Genomic DNA, 16221 nt, shown 5'->3' with positions numbered 1-16221 from the left:
CGTTCCCCGGGTACCGCGGAGTACCACCCGCCAGGGTCTCCGAAAGGTCCAGGCCAACAGGCGATCAAGAACACCAAGAGGACAGCCGTGGGGCGACACCGCACAGACGACTTCGACGGCGGCTACCGAGCCCAGGATCCATCACCCCGCACCACGCGCAGACGGGCGCGTGGCGGGCGAGGGCGAGTGCTCGTGCCGCTCGCGGGAGCCGTGGCGCTGGCGGTGTTGCTCGGCGTCGCGGCTTTCGTCATCTTCAACCGCGAGCACGACTGCTCCGACGGCACGATCCCGCTCCGGGTGGTGGCCAGCCCGGACGTCCAGCCGGCGCTGAACAAGATCGCGGGCACGTACACCAAGGCCCTGCACTCGATCGACAGCAAGTGCGTCGAGGTCACGGTGGCCAAGGAGTCCTCGGCGAAGACCGCGAGCGCGGTCGCGGCCGGGAAGTTCTCCGGTGACGTCTGGGTGCCCGACTCCAGCCTGATCCTCAGCCGGCTGGAGTCGGCGAGCCGGCCGGAGGGGGCCGTGGCGCCGCAGCCGGCCGGTTCGATCGCCAGCTCGCCAGTGGTGCTGGCGACGGCCAAGGCGTCGGCGGCCAAGCTGGCGGGCGCGCTGGAGCCGAGCTGGGCGAGCATGGTCGCGGCGGCGAACGCGGCCGATCCTGACGGTCCCGGCAAGAAGGTGCGCGTGGTCGCGCTCGACCCGCAGAAGAGCTCGGCGGGCCTCGCGGCCCTGATGGCCGCCTCCGGCGTGGCCAGGGAGGCGGGCCAGACCAAGGCGCTGGTGGGCGCGCTCAAGAAGCTGTCCAGCCAGGTCGCGGCCGACTCGCCCGCGCTGCTGGCCAGCCTCACGGTCAAGAGCGGCGGCAAGGTGCCGATCGGCGTCGCCTCCGAGCAGGCCATCCACGTCCACAACACCAACAAGCCGGAGACGCCGGCCGTGGCGCTCTACCCCGCCGAGGGCACGCTGAGCCTGGACTACCCGTTCACCGTCCTGACCAAGGACCTGGCCGCGCAGAAGGCGGCGGCCGACTTCCGCCAGGAGCTGTCCAAGGACTCGGCGCTCAAGGTGCTGCGCGCGCAGGGCTTCCGCGGCCCCGACGGCAAGGCGGGCGAGGCGCTCTCGGAGGACAAGGGCTTCGCCAAGGCCGCCCCGAAGGCGCTGCCTGCCCCCGACGCCAAGACGGTGGCCTCCGCCGCCCAGACCTGGAGCCGGCTCAACCTCGGCACCCGCCTGCTCACCCTGCTCGACGTCTCGGGCACCATGGCGCTGCCGGTCCCCGGCACGAACCTGACGCGGATGCAGGCCATCAGCAAGATCGCCACGGAGGGCCTGACGCTGTTCCCGCCGGACTCGGAGATGGGCGTGTGGATGTTCTCCACCCACCTCGACGGCCGGGGCAAGGACTGGAAGGAAGTCGTCACGGTCGGCCCGCTGACCGAGAGCGTCGACGGCGTGCTGCGCAAGGACGTGCTGGCCAAGGAGCTGTCCACGGTGCAGGCCAAGGCCACCGGCGACACCGGGCTGAACGACACGCTCAAGGCCGCCTACACGCACATGACCAAGACGTACGCGCGAGACAGGATCAACACGCTGCTGATCCTGACCGACGGCGCAGGCAACGACGACCCCGACGGCGGCGTCAGCAACGCGGAGATCCTCCAGTTCCTGAAGGAGACCTACAACCCGCAGCGGCCCGTCAGCATCCTGCTGATCGCGTTCGGCCCCGAGGCGCAGGCCGGGAAGAAGCAGATGGACGCGGTGGCGCAGGCCACCGGTGGCGAGGCGTACATCGCCAAGGACCCGCTCCAGGTGCGTGACTTCTTCCTCCAGGGAATGGAACGCCGCCTCTGCACTCCCGACTGCGACGGCTGACCCATCAGTCACATCTGACCCTGTTTTACCTGGTTAAGGCCACTTAGGCGTGATCTGGCAACCCGCCGGGTGACAGGGGCGTCCTCTACGCCGGGGATGTCCTTGTTACCCGCGGGGAGGTACGAGTGCCCGGATGGCCGATGGTCGACCGCGCCCATGATCTGGAACTGGTGGCGGCGTTGCGTCGCGGCGACCGGGGTGCGCCGGAGCGCCTGTACGACGCGTACGGCGACCGGCTGCACGACTACGCCGCCTCGCTGCTGGGCGACCGGCGCGCGGCCGACGCGGTGCACGACGCCGTGGTCACCGCGCAGGGAAGCGCCGATCGGTTACGCGAGCCGGCCAGGTTACGCGCCTGGCTGTACGCGCTGGTGCGGTTCCAGGCCATGGCGCGGCTCGGATCCGGGCGGGTGGCGGCGGCGCCGCCGGACGACCAGGACGACGCCGAGCTGGCCGAGGTGGTCTCGGTCACGCTGGGCGAGCTGCGCAGGAGCGAGCGCGAGATCCTGGAGCTGTCGCTGCGGCACGGGCTCAAGCCGGCCGAGACCGCCGCGGTGCTGGGGCTGACCTCGCGGCAGGCGGCCAACAGGCTGCGCCGGTCGCGCGACCTCCTGGAGAACGCGGCCGCGGCGGTGGTGCTGGCCAGGACCGGCCGGGCGCACTGCCCGGAGCTGTCGGCGCTGGTTGACTCGTGGGAGGGCCCGCTGACGCCGCCGCTCCGGCGGCGCCTGGCCGCGCACGTCGCCGGCTGCGAGGTCTGCACCGACCGGCGCCGCCGCCAGGTGTCGGCGGCGCGGCTGCTGGAGATGCTCCCGGTGGCGTACGCGCCGTTCTCGCTGCGCGAGCGGGTGATCGGCACGTGCGGGGACCCGGGGCTGGGCGACACCCGCACGATGATCGTCGACCGGGGCGAAGGCTTCGACCGTGCGGGCTTCCCGGTGCTGCCCGGCCGGTCGAGCCGCCGGCGGCGCGGGCGGTTCGGGCTGGCCCCGGCGTTGCTGACGGCCGCGGCGCTGCTGGGGGGCACGACCGTGGTGGTCGCGATGACCGGTCACGAGGGCGCGGGGACGTCCTTGAACCTGCCCCCCGCCGCGTCGGACACCCTCCCGGAAACCGTGCCGGAGAGCCCGTCGCCGGAGAGCCCCTCAGCCGAGTCCGAGGGGGAGCCGGACCCCACGCCGAGCCCGGACGAGCGCGAGCGGACGCCCTCGCCGGAGCCGACCCGGCGGCCCGCCGCCGAGGTGGCGACCACCAGGCCCCCGGTCGTCAGCACCCCCACCCGGCGGCGGGCCGCCCGTCCCGCCAGGCTCACCGCGACCTGCCCGGCGCGGACGGCGAGCACCGCCACGATCGGGTTGCGCGCGCGCAACCGAAACGTCTCCTGGAAGGCGGTGGCGTCGGAGGGCCTGGACGTGGTGCCGGCCAAGGGCTCGATCAAGGCGGGCGGCACGGCGGTGATCTGGGTCACCGTCCAGGACCCCGACACGGCGGGCAGCGGCACCGTGACGATCACGTCCAACGGCGGCGGCTCGACCTGCGGGCTGAGCTGGGACGATCCGGCAACGCCCGAGCCGACGGGCCTGCCGGGCGACGGCGTCACCGAGACCCCCGAGCCGACCGGTACCCCGGCCCCGGAAGCGGCCGCACCACCAGCCTGATTTTCTCCTCATGACAAAGTGTGACAAGTTGGACGCTAGGTCGATACATGTGTGACAGATAGGGCATCCTGGTGTGCTTGGGGAACACGACAGCCCGAGGCGGTTCCTTACCCATGTGGTGAATCCCACATGGGAAGGGGGCGAGCTGCGGTAAACCTGACGTGATTGCCAAGCGTCGGCGTTGACGTGCGCGTGCGCGATTGGTCCCATGGAGCGATCAAACGTGGCCCCTCGCAGCGGAACGAACCAGGAGAGATACGGCAATGGTGAAGCAGCACCGCAGAGCGCTCACATGGCTGCTCTCGCTGGCCTGCATAGCCGGGGCGGCGATCGCCCTGCTCGACATCGACACCCCGCTGCGGCCGTTCCTGATCTCCCTGTTCCTGCTCGTCGTCCCCGGCACCGCGGTGGTCGGGCTGTTGCGTGATCGTGATCCGCTTGCAGCACTATCAGTGGGAGCCGCCGCAAGCCTCGTACTCAACGTGCTGCTGGCCCAGGCCATGCTGCTGTTCGACGCGTGGTCACCCCGAGCAGGCGTGGCGACGGTCGCCGTGCTCGGTGGGTTCATGTACGTGCTGCGCGTGTTGTACCGGGGGAAGAACATGCAGACCGAACAGGGGGCCAGGGCAAGGTGAAGATCAGCGTCGTACGCCCGCGCGAGCTGGGCGACTCGGAGCGGACTCGATGGCGGGAGATCCAGAAGGCCGACCCGAGCCTGGACAACCCGTTTCTTTCAGTGGAGTTCGCGGGCGCCATGGACCAGCTGCGCAATTATGTGCGCGTTGCGGTGATCGAGAATGAAGACCAGATTGTCGGGTTTTTTCCCTATGAGCGGCACAGTTTCGGGATTGGTAAGCCCCTGGGGGGCTTTCTCACTACTTGTCATGGTTTGATCGCGACGCCCGACCTGGAGATCGACGCCCGCACCCTCCTGCGCGCGTGCAAGCTGACCGTTTACGACTTCGATCACCTGGTCGCCGGCCAGCCGGCGTTCGCCCCGTACGAGAACGACGTCCGCCCGGCGCCCGTCATGGACTTCACCGCCGGCTTCGACGCCTGGCTCGACCAGGTCAAGGTCAACTCCCCGAAGAACCTCAAGACGGTCCGCTACAAGGAGCGCAAGCTCGGCAGGGAGCACGGCGAGCTGCGCCTCTCCTGGGCCTCCGGCGACGCCGACGAGCTCCGCACCCTCCTGACCTGGAAGTCCGACCAGTACCGGCGCACCGGACGGGTCGACAGGTTCGCCCAGCCGTGGATCGTCGAACTGACCGACCTGATGCACGCCTCCAGGACGCCCGACTTCTCCGGCGTGCTCACCATGCTGTACGCGGGAGACGTCCCGGTGGCCGGCCATTTCGGCCTGATGACGGCCACCACGCTGGTCGGCTGGTTCCCGGCGTACGACACCGAGTACGCCCGCTACTCCCCCGGCATCGTCCACCACATGCAGATGGCCGAGGCCGCCGCGAGGAGCGGCCTGCACGTCATCGACATGGGCAAGGGCGGCAAGGAGTACAAGGACTGGCTCAAGAGCGGCACCCTCTACGTCGCCGAGGGCCGGGTGTCCAGGCCCACCCCCGCGGCGGCCGTCCACTGGATCGGCCGAACTCCTGTGAACAAGGCCCGAACAATCGTGCTCGACCGGCCGTCTCTCTATAAGGCAGCCGACCGAGTCCTGAAGGGTTTCGGACGGGTGCGTAGTTCCTTACAGCACGATCCGAACGCAGTACCGAAAGAAGTACCGGGAGCGCACTAGCCGGCGGTCCCGTAGCACCACAGCAGCACAACCCCGAGCACAGCCCGCACCTCTGGACCAGCCGATGCACCACTGTCTCGTCAGCTATTCCCTCAGCACCGGGGGATCACTGACGCCGGCACGCTGCGGCGGGTCCCGGAAGGAACAACGTCGCCATGAGTCCCGAGACTGTCAAGCACAACGGCAAGTCCCCCGTCAAGCCGTTGCGTTCGATGCCCCCCATTGAGCGGTTCACGCCTATCACCCCCCATCTGGCCATCTCACCCACGGTGAGCGTGGTGGTGCCGGCGATGAACGAAGCCGAGAACCTGCCCCATGTGTTCGCCACGCTCCCGCAGTGGATCGACGAGATCGTGCTCGTCGACGGCAACTCCGTCGACGACACGGTGGCCGTGGCGCGGCGTCTCCGGCCGAATGTGAAGATCGTCCACCAGACCGGGCGCGGCAAGGGCAACGCCCTGGCCGAGGGCTTCGCCGCCTGCACCGGCGACATCATCGTGATGATCGACGCCGACGGCTCGACCGACGGCCACGAGATCATCTCCTTCGTGGGCGCCCTCATGACCGGGGCCGACTTCGTGAAGGGCTCGCGCTACGCCTCCGGTGGCGGCAGCGACGACCTGACCTTCAGCCGCCGCCTCGGCAACAAGGTCCTCACCGGCATCGTCAACAAGATGTACGGCACGCAGTACACCGACCTGTGCTACGGCTACAACGCCTTCTGGTCGCGTCACCTCGACGTGCTCGACCTCGACTGCGACGGCTTCGAGGTGGAGACCCTGATGAACATCCGCGCCGCCAAGGGCGGGCTCAAGGTGCACGAGGTGCCCAGCCACGAGCGCGACCGCATCCACGGCGAGAGCAACCTGCACGTCGTCCGCGACGGCCTGCGGGTGTTCAGGACGATCCTGCGCGAGTGGCGCCGCCAGCCCGCTCCGCCCAGGCCCGAGCCGGCCGCCGCCCCCGCCGCGGACCGGGGTGTCGCGTAAGCGCGCTCGAACGCCCGAAGGAATCGCCGTGAACACGTCTGTCGTCATCTGCGTCTACACCGAGGAACGGTGGGAGGACATCAGGCAGGCCGTGGAGTCGGTGGAGCGCCAGACGCGCCCGCCCCACGAGCTCATCCTGGTCGTCGACCACAACCCCGATCTCCACCTGAAGCTCAAGCGGGCCTATCCGGACGCGATCGTCCTGGAGAACTCCCACGAGCAGGGCCTGTCCGGTGGCAAGAACACCGGCGTGGCCGCCGCCAAGGGTGAGATCGTCGCGTTCCTCGACGACGACGCGGTCGCCGATCCCGGCTGGCTGGAGGCTTTGGAGGAGGGCTTCCAGGAGCCGGGCGTCGTCGGCGTGGGCGGGCGCACCGACCCGATCTGGGCGTCGGGGCGCCGGCCGCGCTGGTTCCCGCACGAGTTCGACTGGACGGTCGGCTGCACCTACCGCGGCATGCCCGCGGTGAAGGCGCCGATCCGCAACGTGATGGGCGGCAACGCGGCCTTCCTGCGCGACGCGGTGTCCGAGGTGGGCGGCTTCCACAGCGGCATCGGCCGGAGCGTGCAGGGCCGCAAGAGCCGCCCTCTGGGCTGCGAGGAGACCGAGTTCTGCATCCGGCTCAGCCAGCGGAAGCCGGGCTCGGTCATGATCTTCCAGCCCGCGGCGGTCATCGGTCACAAGGTGTCCAGGCAACGCGAGACGTTCGCCTACTTCCGCTCCCGCTGCTACGCGGAGGGCCTGTCGAAGGCCCTGGTGACCCGTGAGGTGGGCACGCAGGACGGGCTGTCCAGCGAGCGGGCGCACGCGATGAAGACGCTGCCCCTCGGCGCGCTGCGCGGGCTCGGCGAGGCGGTCAAGGGCGACGTGGGCGGGCTGGGCCGGGCCTTCGCGATCGTGATCGGGCTGGCCTGGACGGCCTGGGGCTACCTGGTCGGCTCGATCCGGCTGAAGGCGGTGCGCTCATGATCCGGGTGCCCATCCTGATGTACCACTCCGTCACCGACACGCCCAACGACGAGACCAAGCCGCACTCGGTGCGCCCGTCCGACCTGGACGAGCAGCTCGCCTATCTGGCGGAGAGCGGGTTCACGCCGCTGACGCTGGGCGACCTGGTGGCCAGGCTCAACAAGATCAACGGCAAGGAACTGCCCGGCAAGCCGATCGTGCTCACCTTCGACGACGGCTACGCCGACTTCCACGCCAAGGCGCTGCCGCTGCTGGAGCGGCACGCCTTCCCCGCCACGGTCTTCCTGACCAGCGGCTGGGTGGCCGACGCCGGTGAGGACGCCGCGGGCCGGCCGCTCGACGACATGCTGAGCTGGGGTCAGGCCCGCGAGGCCGCCCAGTCCGGCATCGAGATCGGCGGCCACAGCCACAGCCACCCGCAGCTCGACCAGCTTCCCGTGGAGGAGCTCCGCCAGGAGTTGCGCCGCAACAAGGGCCTGCTCGAAGACAAGCTCGGCACGCCGGTCGCCACCATGGCCTACCCGTACGGGTACTCCAGCGCGCGGGTGCGCCGCGAGGTCCGCAAGGCGGGCTACTTCGCCGCCTGCGCGGTGAACAACACGATCGCGGCCGACCGTCACGACGTGCTCGCCATCCCGCGGCTGACCGTCTCCCGCCACACCACCATCAGCATGTTCAAGAAGGCCGTCGAGGGCACCGCGGTGCCCCTGATCTATCTGCGCGAGCGCATGCTCACCAAGGGCTACGCGGTCGTCAGAAGGACGCGATACGGGCTGCGGCGGGTTCGCGGCCATGTCTGAGCTCTGGCGGAGGGTGCGGCGCGACCTCCGCAACCCGCTCTTCCGCAACGGTTACGCCCTGATGGCCAACACCGGCATCACCGCGGTGCTCGGCATGGGCTACTGGCTGCTGGCCGCCCACTACTTCTCCGAGGAGGAGTTCGGCCGGGGCCAGGCGGTCATCACGCTCATGCGGCTGTTCGCGTCGCTGACGGCGCTGGGCCTGGTGGGGGCGCTGGCGCGCTACCTGCCGCTGGCCGGCCGCCGCACGCCGGGCCTCATCCTGCGCGGGTACGGGATCGCCGCCCTCACGGGCATGACCGCGGCGCTCGGCTTCCTGCTGACCCTGCCGCTGTGGGGCGAGACGTACGCGGTGCTCGCCGGGTTCGGGCCCGGGCTGTTCTTCCTCGCCGCGGTCGTGGTCTGGGCCGTCTTCACGCTCCAGGACGTGGTGCTGACCGGGCTGCGCAACGCCGTCTGGGTGCCGCTCAACAGCATCGTGTTCGGCCTGATGAAGATGGGGCTGCTGGTCGCGCTCGCCGGGGCGCTGCCCGACGGCGGGATCTTCGTCTCCTGGATGGTGCCGACCGCGATCGCGCTGATCCCGATCAACTGGCTGATCTTCGGCGTGGTGGTGCCGCGGCACGTGCGGGACACCGCCGACCTGAACCCCCACCCACCGGGTACGCGCGAGATCGCCCGGTTCCTGTCCGGCGACTTCCCCGGCACGCTCTCCGTCCTGGCGATCGTCTATCTCGTGCCGGTGGCCGTCGCCACACAGGTGGGCGAGGCGACGTTCGGACGCTTCTCGATGGCTCACACGCTGGGCTGCATGATCGAGCTGCTGGCCATGAACATGGCCGTGTCGCTGACCGTCGAGGGCTCCTTCGACCGGTCGCAGCTGGCCGCCAACTGCCGCAACGCGCTGCGCCGGGCCCTGATGATCATCGTGCCGATCATCGTGGTGGCGATCCTCGCGGCCCCGCTCATCCTCCGGGTGTTCGGTGACGTCTTCGCCGCCGAAGGGACGCTGCTGCTGCGGCTCATGGCGCTGGCGGTGCTGCCGCGGGTGCTGATCGAGATCTACCTGAGCGCGTTGCGCGCGATGGGCGAGGTGCGCAAGCTCGCGGCCCTGCAGATCGGGCTGGCGGCGCTGGTGCTGACCGCGATCGCCGTCTTGTTCCCGTTGGCGAACGTGGAGGCGGTCGGGTACGGCATGCTGATCAGTCAGACTCTCATCGCGTTGGTGATCTTCGGGAAACTACGTAAAATTCTCAGGCCTGCCGAAAAGCGGCAGCTCAGCGTCGCTCAGGGGTCGCCCGGGGGCCCATGATGGTCAACGTGAGGCAACGGGACGGCGATGGTATGACAGCGGGTTTCACCGGCTCTTCCGGCGTACGGGGGGACACGGGAGAGGAGTCAGAGGTGCCCTTCGATCCGGAGGCTACGGGGATCATCCCGCGGCTGGACCTCGAGGCCGCCAAGACCCCTCCGGGCCCCGCAGACCCCGCCGGCAAGGCCGCCGGCACACCCGCCGATGAGGCCGCCGCGAAGCCCGCTGACGAGGCCGCCGGCAAGGCCCCCGCCGGTGAGGGTTCTGCTGATGAGGCCCCCGCTGACGAGACTCCCGGCGACGAGGCTCCCGGCGACCAGGTCGCCGACGACCGTCCCACCGCCACCGCCACCGCCACCGACGCCACCGTCGACGCCGACGCCGACGCCGACGAGCGTCGGGCTGACGGCGGCGCTGACGGCGGCGCGCGGGGCGCGGAGCGGGACGGCGAGGACGCTGAGGACGCGAGCCAGACCATGACGTTCCGCATCCCCGGCACTCCGGCGGCGCGCATCGGCCGCCCGCCGACCGCCGAGGAAGCGGAGGCCGCGGCCGCCCCCGTCTCCCCCCGCCGTCCGTCCCCTGAGCCTCCCGCCTCCGAGGAGTCCGGCCCCACGGCGAAGGCCCCGGGCGAGGCCGGGAAGCCCCGTTCCGTCCCGGGACCCAAGGCCGAGGACGTCTCGGCCACCACGCCGTTCCCCGTCCAGCAGGCCCCCAAGAAGACCGAGCCCACCTCACAGCCGTCCGGCTCGGACGCCCCGGAGCCCGCCAAGGGCAGGCCCGGATCGCCAGAGGACACGCAAGCGGCGGCCTTCCGTCAGGACGCCGATGCCCGTGAGGACGCGAAGGCCCCGGCGAAGCCCGCCGCCCTCAGGCAGGGCCCGAAGACCCCCACGATCCCCGCCGCGCCCGAACAGGGCACGAAGGCGCCCACGGCCCCTGCCGCGCCCGAACAGGGCACGAAGACCCCCACGGCCCCTGCCGCGCCCGAACAGGGCACGAAGGCCCGCAAGACCTCCTCAACGCCCGAACAGACCACAGAGGCCCTCAAGGTCCCCACCGGGCTCACCCATGGCTCAGAGCCTCCCAAGGCTCCCACCGCGCTCACCCAGGGCTCAGAGCTCCCTAAAGCTCCCACCGCGCCCGAACAGGGCGCGGCGCCCGCCCAGGCCCCCGAGGCGCCCGCCGCGCCTCAGGCGGGCAAGGCGGCCGGGAAGCCGATGGGGCTCGGGGCACGGCTGCTGGCCAGCGCGCCCAAGTGGCTGCCCGTGCTGCTCGTGCTCGAAGGCCTGATCATGTACGTGCTGGCGGTCAAGGCGCCGCCCGGCCCGTACTGGGGCGTCGACCCCGAGGACATCAACGGCCTCGGCCTGATCGCGGCGCTGCCCGCCACCGCCTTCGCGGCCATCCTCATCATGATCGTGTCGTTCTTCGTCACGGTCGCCCAGAGCACCGACCGCAAGTTCCTGCTGCTGTTCCAGATCGCCGCCATCACGTTCGCCCTGCACGGGGTCGGGGCGCTGGTGGCCGAGGAGCCGAGGTTCCCGACCGCGTACATCCACGCCGGTTTCGTGGAGTTCATCGGCAGGACCGGCGAGACGGCCATCGGCATCGACGCCCGGATGGGCTGGCCGGGGTTCTTCGCGTTGTTCGCGTTCGTGACGAAGGCCGCCGGGATCGACGACCTGACGCCGATCCTCAACTGGTCGCCGCTGCTGTCGAACCTGCTCTACCTGCTGCCGTTCGTGCTCATCCTGCGTCAGGTGGTGGCCACCACGCGCGCGCGCTGGTTCGCGGCGCTGCTGTTCATCCTGGTGCAGTGGATCGGGCAGGACTACTTCTCGCCACAGGGTTTCACGTTCGCCCTCTATCTGGCGTTCGTGGCGATCCTGTTGCGATGGTTCGGCCGGGTGGAGCCGCGTACCAAGCCGATCCCGCCCAAGGGGCTGCGCAGGCTGCTGGCCCGGCTGGACGCGATGACGCCGGGCGAGCTGGCCAACACGGGCATGTTCCGGGCCGACAAGCTGCTCATGCTCATGCTGCTGCTGGCGCTGTTCGTGGCCTCGACGGCGTCCCACCAGATCACGCCGTTCATGATGCTGGGCGTGCTGACGGCGTTCCTGCTGTTCAAGCGGACCTCGCTGACGTGGGGGCTGCCGTTCTTCCTCGGCCTGGTGGTGCTGACCTGGATCAGCTACATGGCCGTCGGCTTCTGGGTCGGCCAGATCGACACGATCTTCGGCGGCCTCGGCCGGGTGTTCGACAACCTGCAGACCAACACCGGCGACCGCATCGAGGGCAGCGACCCGCTGCACTCGCTGGTGCTGCAGGCGCGGCTGGGCATCCTGGTGGTGATCCTGGCGCTGGCGGCGGTGGGCCTCTACCGGCGGCTGCACCGCGGCGTGTTCGACCGGGCGGGCCTGATCCTGCTCTGCGTGCCGGCGCTGGCGCTGGCGATGCAGAGCTACGGCGGCGAGATGGGGCTGCGCATCTACATGTTCGCGCTGCCGGGCGCGTGCCTGCTGGCCGCGTACGCGTTCTTCCCGAACATGCCGGCCGACAGCGCCGACGTGCGCGAGGAGACCGTCCCGATCCGCAAGCGGAACGTGCGCTTCAACCCCGATCTGACCAGGAAGATCTCGCTCGTGCTCGCCGCGTGCATCGCGGTGGGGCTCGCCGGCGCCTTCCTGGTGGCCAGGTACGGCAACGAGAAGTTCGAGCGGGTGACCTCGGGCGAGGTCGCGGCCATGCACTACGTGTACGAGCACGACAAGCCGAGTGCCCGGGTCGTCTATCTGGTGCCGAAGCTGGGCCCGGAGGTCACGCCGACGCTCCCGTGGGGCGAGCGCGACATCGAGCTGGTCAACTTCGCCGGCCAGGCGCAGGTGTTCAAGGACCCGTCGAACATCACCGGCGTGCTCGACCGGCTGCGCCCGAGCCCCGACAACCCGCGCAACACCTACGTGGTGGTCAGCCGCGGCCAGGTCAGCTATCTCCAGCTCAACGAGGGGTTCCCGGAGGGCTGGGGCGAGAAGTTCCGGGCCTCCTTGGACGCCGCGCCGGAGCTGAAGCGGGTCTTCGCCAACGACGACGCCGCGCTCTACACCTGGGGCAAGTTCGTGCGCGGCACGGAGATCCCCGATCCGCGACCGTACGAGAGCGGCCGGGGCGACCCGACCTCGCCGTGGACGCCCGTCGGCATCGGGGCGCTGGCCGTGACCTGGATCACCCTCTTCAGCTACGAGGTGATCCGGCTCAACGGCCCGCGCCGCGCGCCGCGCGCCCGCCGGTGGCTGCTGGGGGTGGCCATCCCGGCCTTCCTGGTGGCACTCGGGGTGATCATCGAACGGTTCGTCTACATCGCCGGCCTCAACTGAGGCTCAGGTGCCGCGACCGCTCCACTGGACCTCGTACGGCTTGAGCGTGACCTGCTTGCCGTCGACGGTGGCGGTCACGGCGGTCTCGGCGGTGTTGACCATGACGAGCTGGCGCTCCTGAGCGAGCACGCGCACCCGCGGGTCGGAGGACTCGACCTGCTCCAGCCGCGCGTTCGCGGGGAACCACTTGGTGAAGCCGCTGAGCAGGCCGGCCATGGGCATCTCCTCGCCGGTGCCGGGCCGCCACAGGCAGCCCGCGCACTGCTTGCCGCCCCTGGCCTGCGGGTTCCAGTAGAGAGCCGTGGTGACGCCGCTCCTGGCGAACTCCATGAGGGCGGTGGCCTGGACGGCCACCCGCTTGTCCTCCGACCAGCCGGAGTCGTCGGGCTCGACGTACCACTCGGCCCACCAGACCGGCAGGTTGCCGCTCTTCTGCCGCAGCCAGGTGCTGATCGCGCTGAACTTGGCGGTGGCGGCGAAGTCGTCGGGGACGTTGTCGGCGTCGGTGGTCATGGAGGCGCCGTCGACCACGATGAAGTCGGCGCCCTTCTTGTGCTCGATCCAGTATTCGATCGCGTCCAGCGCGCGCTGGTCGACGCTGCCGTACGGGCCCTGAAGCTCGGAGGGGCGCTGGGCCTTGGTGCTCTCGATCGGCACGTAAGGCCCGCCGACCTTGATCTTCGGGTTCACCTTCTTGAGCGCGTCGTAGACCTTGTTGTAGAGCTCGGTGTAGCCCTCGGCGTCCCACCGGTTGGTGCTGGAGTTCCAGAAGCCCTTGAACTCGTTCCACACCATGTAGTACTCGACCGTCGGGTACTGCTTGGCGACGCGGGCGGCGAGCTTGGCGTAGTCGTCGAAGTGCTCGGGTTTGACGGCGACCGTGTGGTTCTTGCTCCAGTCGGTGCGGCCGGCCTGGCCGCCCTTCATCCAGTCGGGCGCGCAGCACAGGGTGATCACCGGGATGGCCCGCGACGCCGCCATGAACTTCAGCCGCCGGTTGAGGTCGATGAAGTTGTACTGCCCGGGCCGCGGCTCGGGGTTGTTGGCGCCCCAGCCCATGATGTGCTGGTTCTGCAGCATGGGCACCCGGCCGAGGATGCCCCGGGCCTGGTCCTGCACCTCGGGGCCCTCGTTGTCGGCGCTGTACTGGGTGTGGGTGACGCCCCAGCGCGGCCAGTCGTCGACCACGGGCGGCGGCTCCAGCTCGGGCACGGGCTCGGTGGGGGCGGCCGAGGCGACCTCGCCGCCGACGAACGTGGTCGGCCCGTCGTCGGGCGCGGAGCGCATGCTCGCGTAGGTCATGATGCCGGCGACCAGCAGCACCGCGAGGGCGCCCGCGCCCACGGCCAGCGGCCAGGGGGACCGCCTGCGGGCATGACGACCGTCCGTCGGAATCACCGAACCCACCCTTCACGAACATCTCGGAAATAAGGTCGAGCGATAACGCCCGACCTTGTTCACCGTAACCGTCCGGCTTGCGAGTGGCTTGCGGACGGTCAGGACGATGGTGGCCGTTGCCCGGTCGCGGGTCCAGGAACTCCCGCATAACGGTACGGCACCGGTTGCCTACCCGGTTGCACGACGAGCAGGCTACCGGTGTCCACGGTGTAGAAAGCCGATTCGACGGCGGCCGCCACCTCGTCCGCCTCCAGCAACGGGAAGCCGGCGCTGACGAACAGCTCGCGCGCGTGGGCGACCAGCGGGGTGTCGGTGAAGCCGGGGCAGACGGCGGAGATGCGGATGTGCTCCTTGGCCAGCGGCGGGGCGAGCGCGCGGACGAGCCCGACGACGGCGTGCTTGGTCATCGTGTAGATCGGGTCCCCGTCGTAGCCGACCAGCCCGGCCAGCGACGCGGTGACCACGATCGCCCCGCCGCCGGAGCTCCGCAGCAGCGGCAGGGCGGCGGTCACGCCGAAGACGACGCCGTCCACGTTGACCCCGACGGTCTTGCGGTACTGGGCCAGGTCGAAGGCGTTCAGGTCGACGCCGCTGGAGATGCCGGCGTTGAGGTGGACCAGGTCGAGCCGGCCGTAGGTGCTCGCGGCCAGTTCGACGGCCTGCCTGGACGCCTCCTCGGTGCTCACGTCGGCGGCCATGGCGACGCCGCCGACCTCCTTGGCGAGCCGTTCGGCCCCGTCGCCGTCCAGGTCGACGAGTACGCACCTGGCGCCGCCCGCTGACAGGCGGCGGGCCACCGCGGCGCCGATGCCGCTGGCCGCTCCGGTGATCAGTGCAACAGTGCTCATGACGCTCCTCGTGGAGGTGGGTGTGACCGGCGGATCTCGGAGGCGGGCAGTCGTCAGAGGTGGCGGACGGGTCAGGACGGGCCGAGCAGGCGGTGCGCGCGGGCGATCAGGGCAGGCACGGCGGCGCCGATCCGCTCGAACCCCTCCCCCACGGTCTTACCCTGGCGGAACCGGGCGTGGATACCCTCGACGATGACCGCGAGTTTGAAGTTGCCGAGCGCGATGTAGAAGCCGAGCTCGGTGGTGTCGCGGCCGGACACCTCGGCGTAGTGGGCGGCGAACTCGGCGGCGGTCATGAAGCCGGGCGCGACCGTCACGTCACCGGCGACCGGGATCCCGGCCCGTTCCTCGTCCCCGGCCTCCTGCCAGTAGGTGAGCGTGAGCCCGAGGTCGGCGAGCGGGTCGCCGAGCGTGGACATCTCCCAGTCGACGACGGCGCGGATCTCCGGGTCGGGGCCGAGCCGGACGAGCGTGTTGTCGAGCCGGTAGTCGCCGTGCACGAGGGTGCCGTCCGACCGTGCCGGCAGCCGCTCGCGCAGCCGGTCCACCAGCCGGTCGAAGTCGGGCAGGTCACCGGTCTTCGACCGCTCCCACTGCTTGCACCAGCGATCGATCTGCCGGGTTAGGTACCCGTCGGGGCGGCCGAAGTCCGCCAGCCCCGCCTCCCGGTGGTCGACGGCGTGGATGGCGGCCAGCACCTCGGCCAGGCGCTCGCTCAGCCGCCTGGTCGGCCCTTCGGCCAGGTCGCCGAGTTCGTCGCGGGTGCGCACCGAGGCGCCTTCCACGTACTCCATGAGGTAGAACGGCGCGCCGATGACGTCCTCGTCCGCGCAGAAGGCGACCGGTCCCGGCACGGGGACCGGCGTCGGCGCCAGCGCGGAGATGACCCGCCACTCTCGTCCCATGTCGTGGGCGGTGGGCAGCACGTGGCCGAGCGGGGGGCGCCGCAGTACGACACGGCGCTCGCGGGTCTCGATGAGGTAAGTCAGGTTGGACTTGCCCCCGGAGATGAGCGAGACGGACAGCGGCTCACCGGCGTCGGGCGCGTGGCGGCCCATCCAGGAGAAGAGCCGGGGCCGGTCGATCCCAGGTACGGTCATGGTCAGATATTAGAACGTTATTCGGTCCTGAATGCCACCTGGGAGTTGTGTAACGTTCCGGACCTGCGAGAACGAGCCCTGACCTGGGACGATAAAGTGAGCATCCACATGTCTGCCGCCTGAGGCATGTCGACCGTA

Annotated in this window: 12 protein-coding genes; 9 read left to right on the top strand and 3 right to left on the bottom strand. The window is 70.3% G+C overall.

The annotated features are described in order from the left end of the window. Window positions 1–186 precede the first annotated feature (186 nt). The 9 genes from ACGFI7_RS20160 to ACGFI7_RS20120 all read left to right on the top strand — a co-directional run bounded on the left by ACGFI7_RS20160 (window position 187) and on the right by ACGFI7_RS20120 (window position 12737). On the top strand, window positions 187–1875 hold the full coding sequence (locus tag ACGFI7_RS20160) for a substrate-binding and VWA domain-containing protein (protein ID WP_393406393.1): 1689 nt from the start codon (window positions 187–189) through the stop codon (window positions 1873–1875). 125 nt (window positions 1876–2000) lie between these two features. Then, window positions 2001–3533 (top strand): sigma factor, encoded by a 1533-nt coding sequence (locus ACGFI7_RS20155; protein ID WP_393406390.1) that lies wholly within the window; start codon window positions 2001–2003, stop codon window positions 3531–3533. Window positions 3534–3796: 263 nt separating this feature from the next. Next, window positions 3797–4168, top strand: a complete 372-nt coding sequence (locus ACGFI7_RS20150) for a hypothetical protein (protein ID WP_393406388.1) — start codon at window positions 3797–3799, stop codon at window positions 4166–4168. A gap of 254 nt (window positions 4169–4422) precedes the next feature. Beyond that, entirely contained in the window at window positions 4423–5289 is an 867-nt protein-coding gene (locus ACGFI7_RS20145) for a GNAT family N-acetyltransferase (protein WP_393406386.1), read from the top strand. A gap of 155 nt (window positions 5290–5444) precedes the next feature. Further along, entirely contained in the window at window positions 5445–6278 is an 834-nt protein-coding gene (locus ACGFI7_RS20140) for a glycosyltransferase family 2 protein (RefSeq protein WP_393406383.1), read from the top strand. 28 nt (window positions 6279–6306) lie between these two features. After that, entirely contained in the window at window positions 6307–7248 is a 942-nt protein-coding gene (locus ACGFI7_RS20135; RefSeq protein WP_393406381.1) for a glycosyltransferase family 2 protein, read from the top strand. Beyond that, window positions 7245–8048 carry a polysaccharide deacetylase family protein gene (locus ACGFI7_RS20130; protein ID WP_393406379.1) on the top strand — a complete coding sequence of 268 codons (804 nt, stop codon included), beginning with the start codon at window positions 7245–7247 and terminating at the stop codon, window positions 8046–8048. The genes ACGFI7_RS20135 and ACGFI7_RS20130 overlap by 4 nt, the downstream gene beginning before the upstream one ends. Continuing rightward, a complete protein-coding gene (locus ACGFI7_RS20125; RefSeq protein ID WP_393406377.1) occupies window positions 8041–9360 on the top strand; it encodes a lipopolysaccharide biosynthesis protein in 1320 nt (439 codons plus the stop codon). The genes ACGFI7_RS20130 and ACGFI7_RS20125 overlap by 8 nt, the downstream gene beginning before the upstream one ends. A gap of 92 nt (window positions 9361–9452) precedes the next feature. Beyond that, window positions 9453–12737 carry a hypothetical protein gene (locus ACGFI7_RS20120; protein WP_393406374.1) on the top strand — a complete coding sequence of 1095 codons (3285 nt, stop codon included), beginning with the start codon at window positions 9453–9455 and terminating at the stop codon, window positions 12735–12737. Between the two features lie 3 nt (window positions 12738–12740). Here the strand turns inward: ACGFI7_RS20120 and ACGFI7_RS20115 are convergent, their stop codons facing one another. From ACGFI7_RS20115 to ACGFI7_RS20105, 3 genes are all read right to left on the bottom strand, one after another. Next, on the bottom strand, window positions 12741–14135 hold the full coding sequence (locus tag ACGFI7_RS20115; protein WP_393406372.1) for a xylan 1,4-beta-xylosidase: 1395 nt from the start codon (window positions 14133–14135) through the stop codon (window positions 12741–12743). A gap of 98 nt (window positions 14136–14233) precedes the next feature. Beyond that, on the bottom strand, window positions 14234–14983 hold the full coding sequence (locus ACGFI7_RS20110; RefSeq protein WP_393406369.1) for an SDR family oxidoreductase: 750 nt from the start codon (window positions 14981–14983) through the stop codon (window positions 14234–14236). 71 nt (window positions 14984–15054) lie between these two features. Beyond that, window positions 15055–16083 (bottom strand): phosphotransferase family protein, encoded by a 1029-nt coding sequence (locus ACGFI7_RS20105; RefSeq protein WP_393406367.1) that lies wholly within the window; start codon window positions 16081–16083, stop codon window positions 15055–15057. Window positions 16084–16221 lie beyond the last annotated feature (138 nt).

Source organism: Nonomuraea sp. NPDC048826 (assembly GCF_043198225.1).
GTDB lineage: Bacteria > Actinomycetota > Actinomycetes > Streptosporangiales > Streptosporangiaceae > Nonomuraea.
The sequence above is the reverse complement of the archived record's forward strand: the minus strand, read 5'-3'. Positions and strand labels throughout refer to the sequence as shown.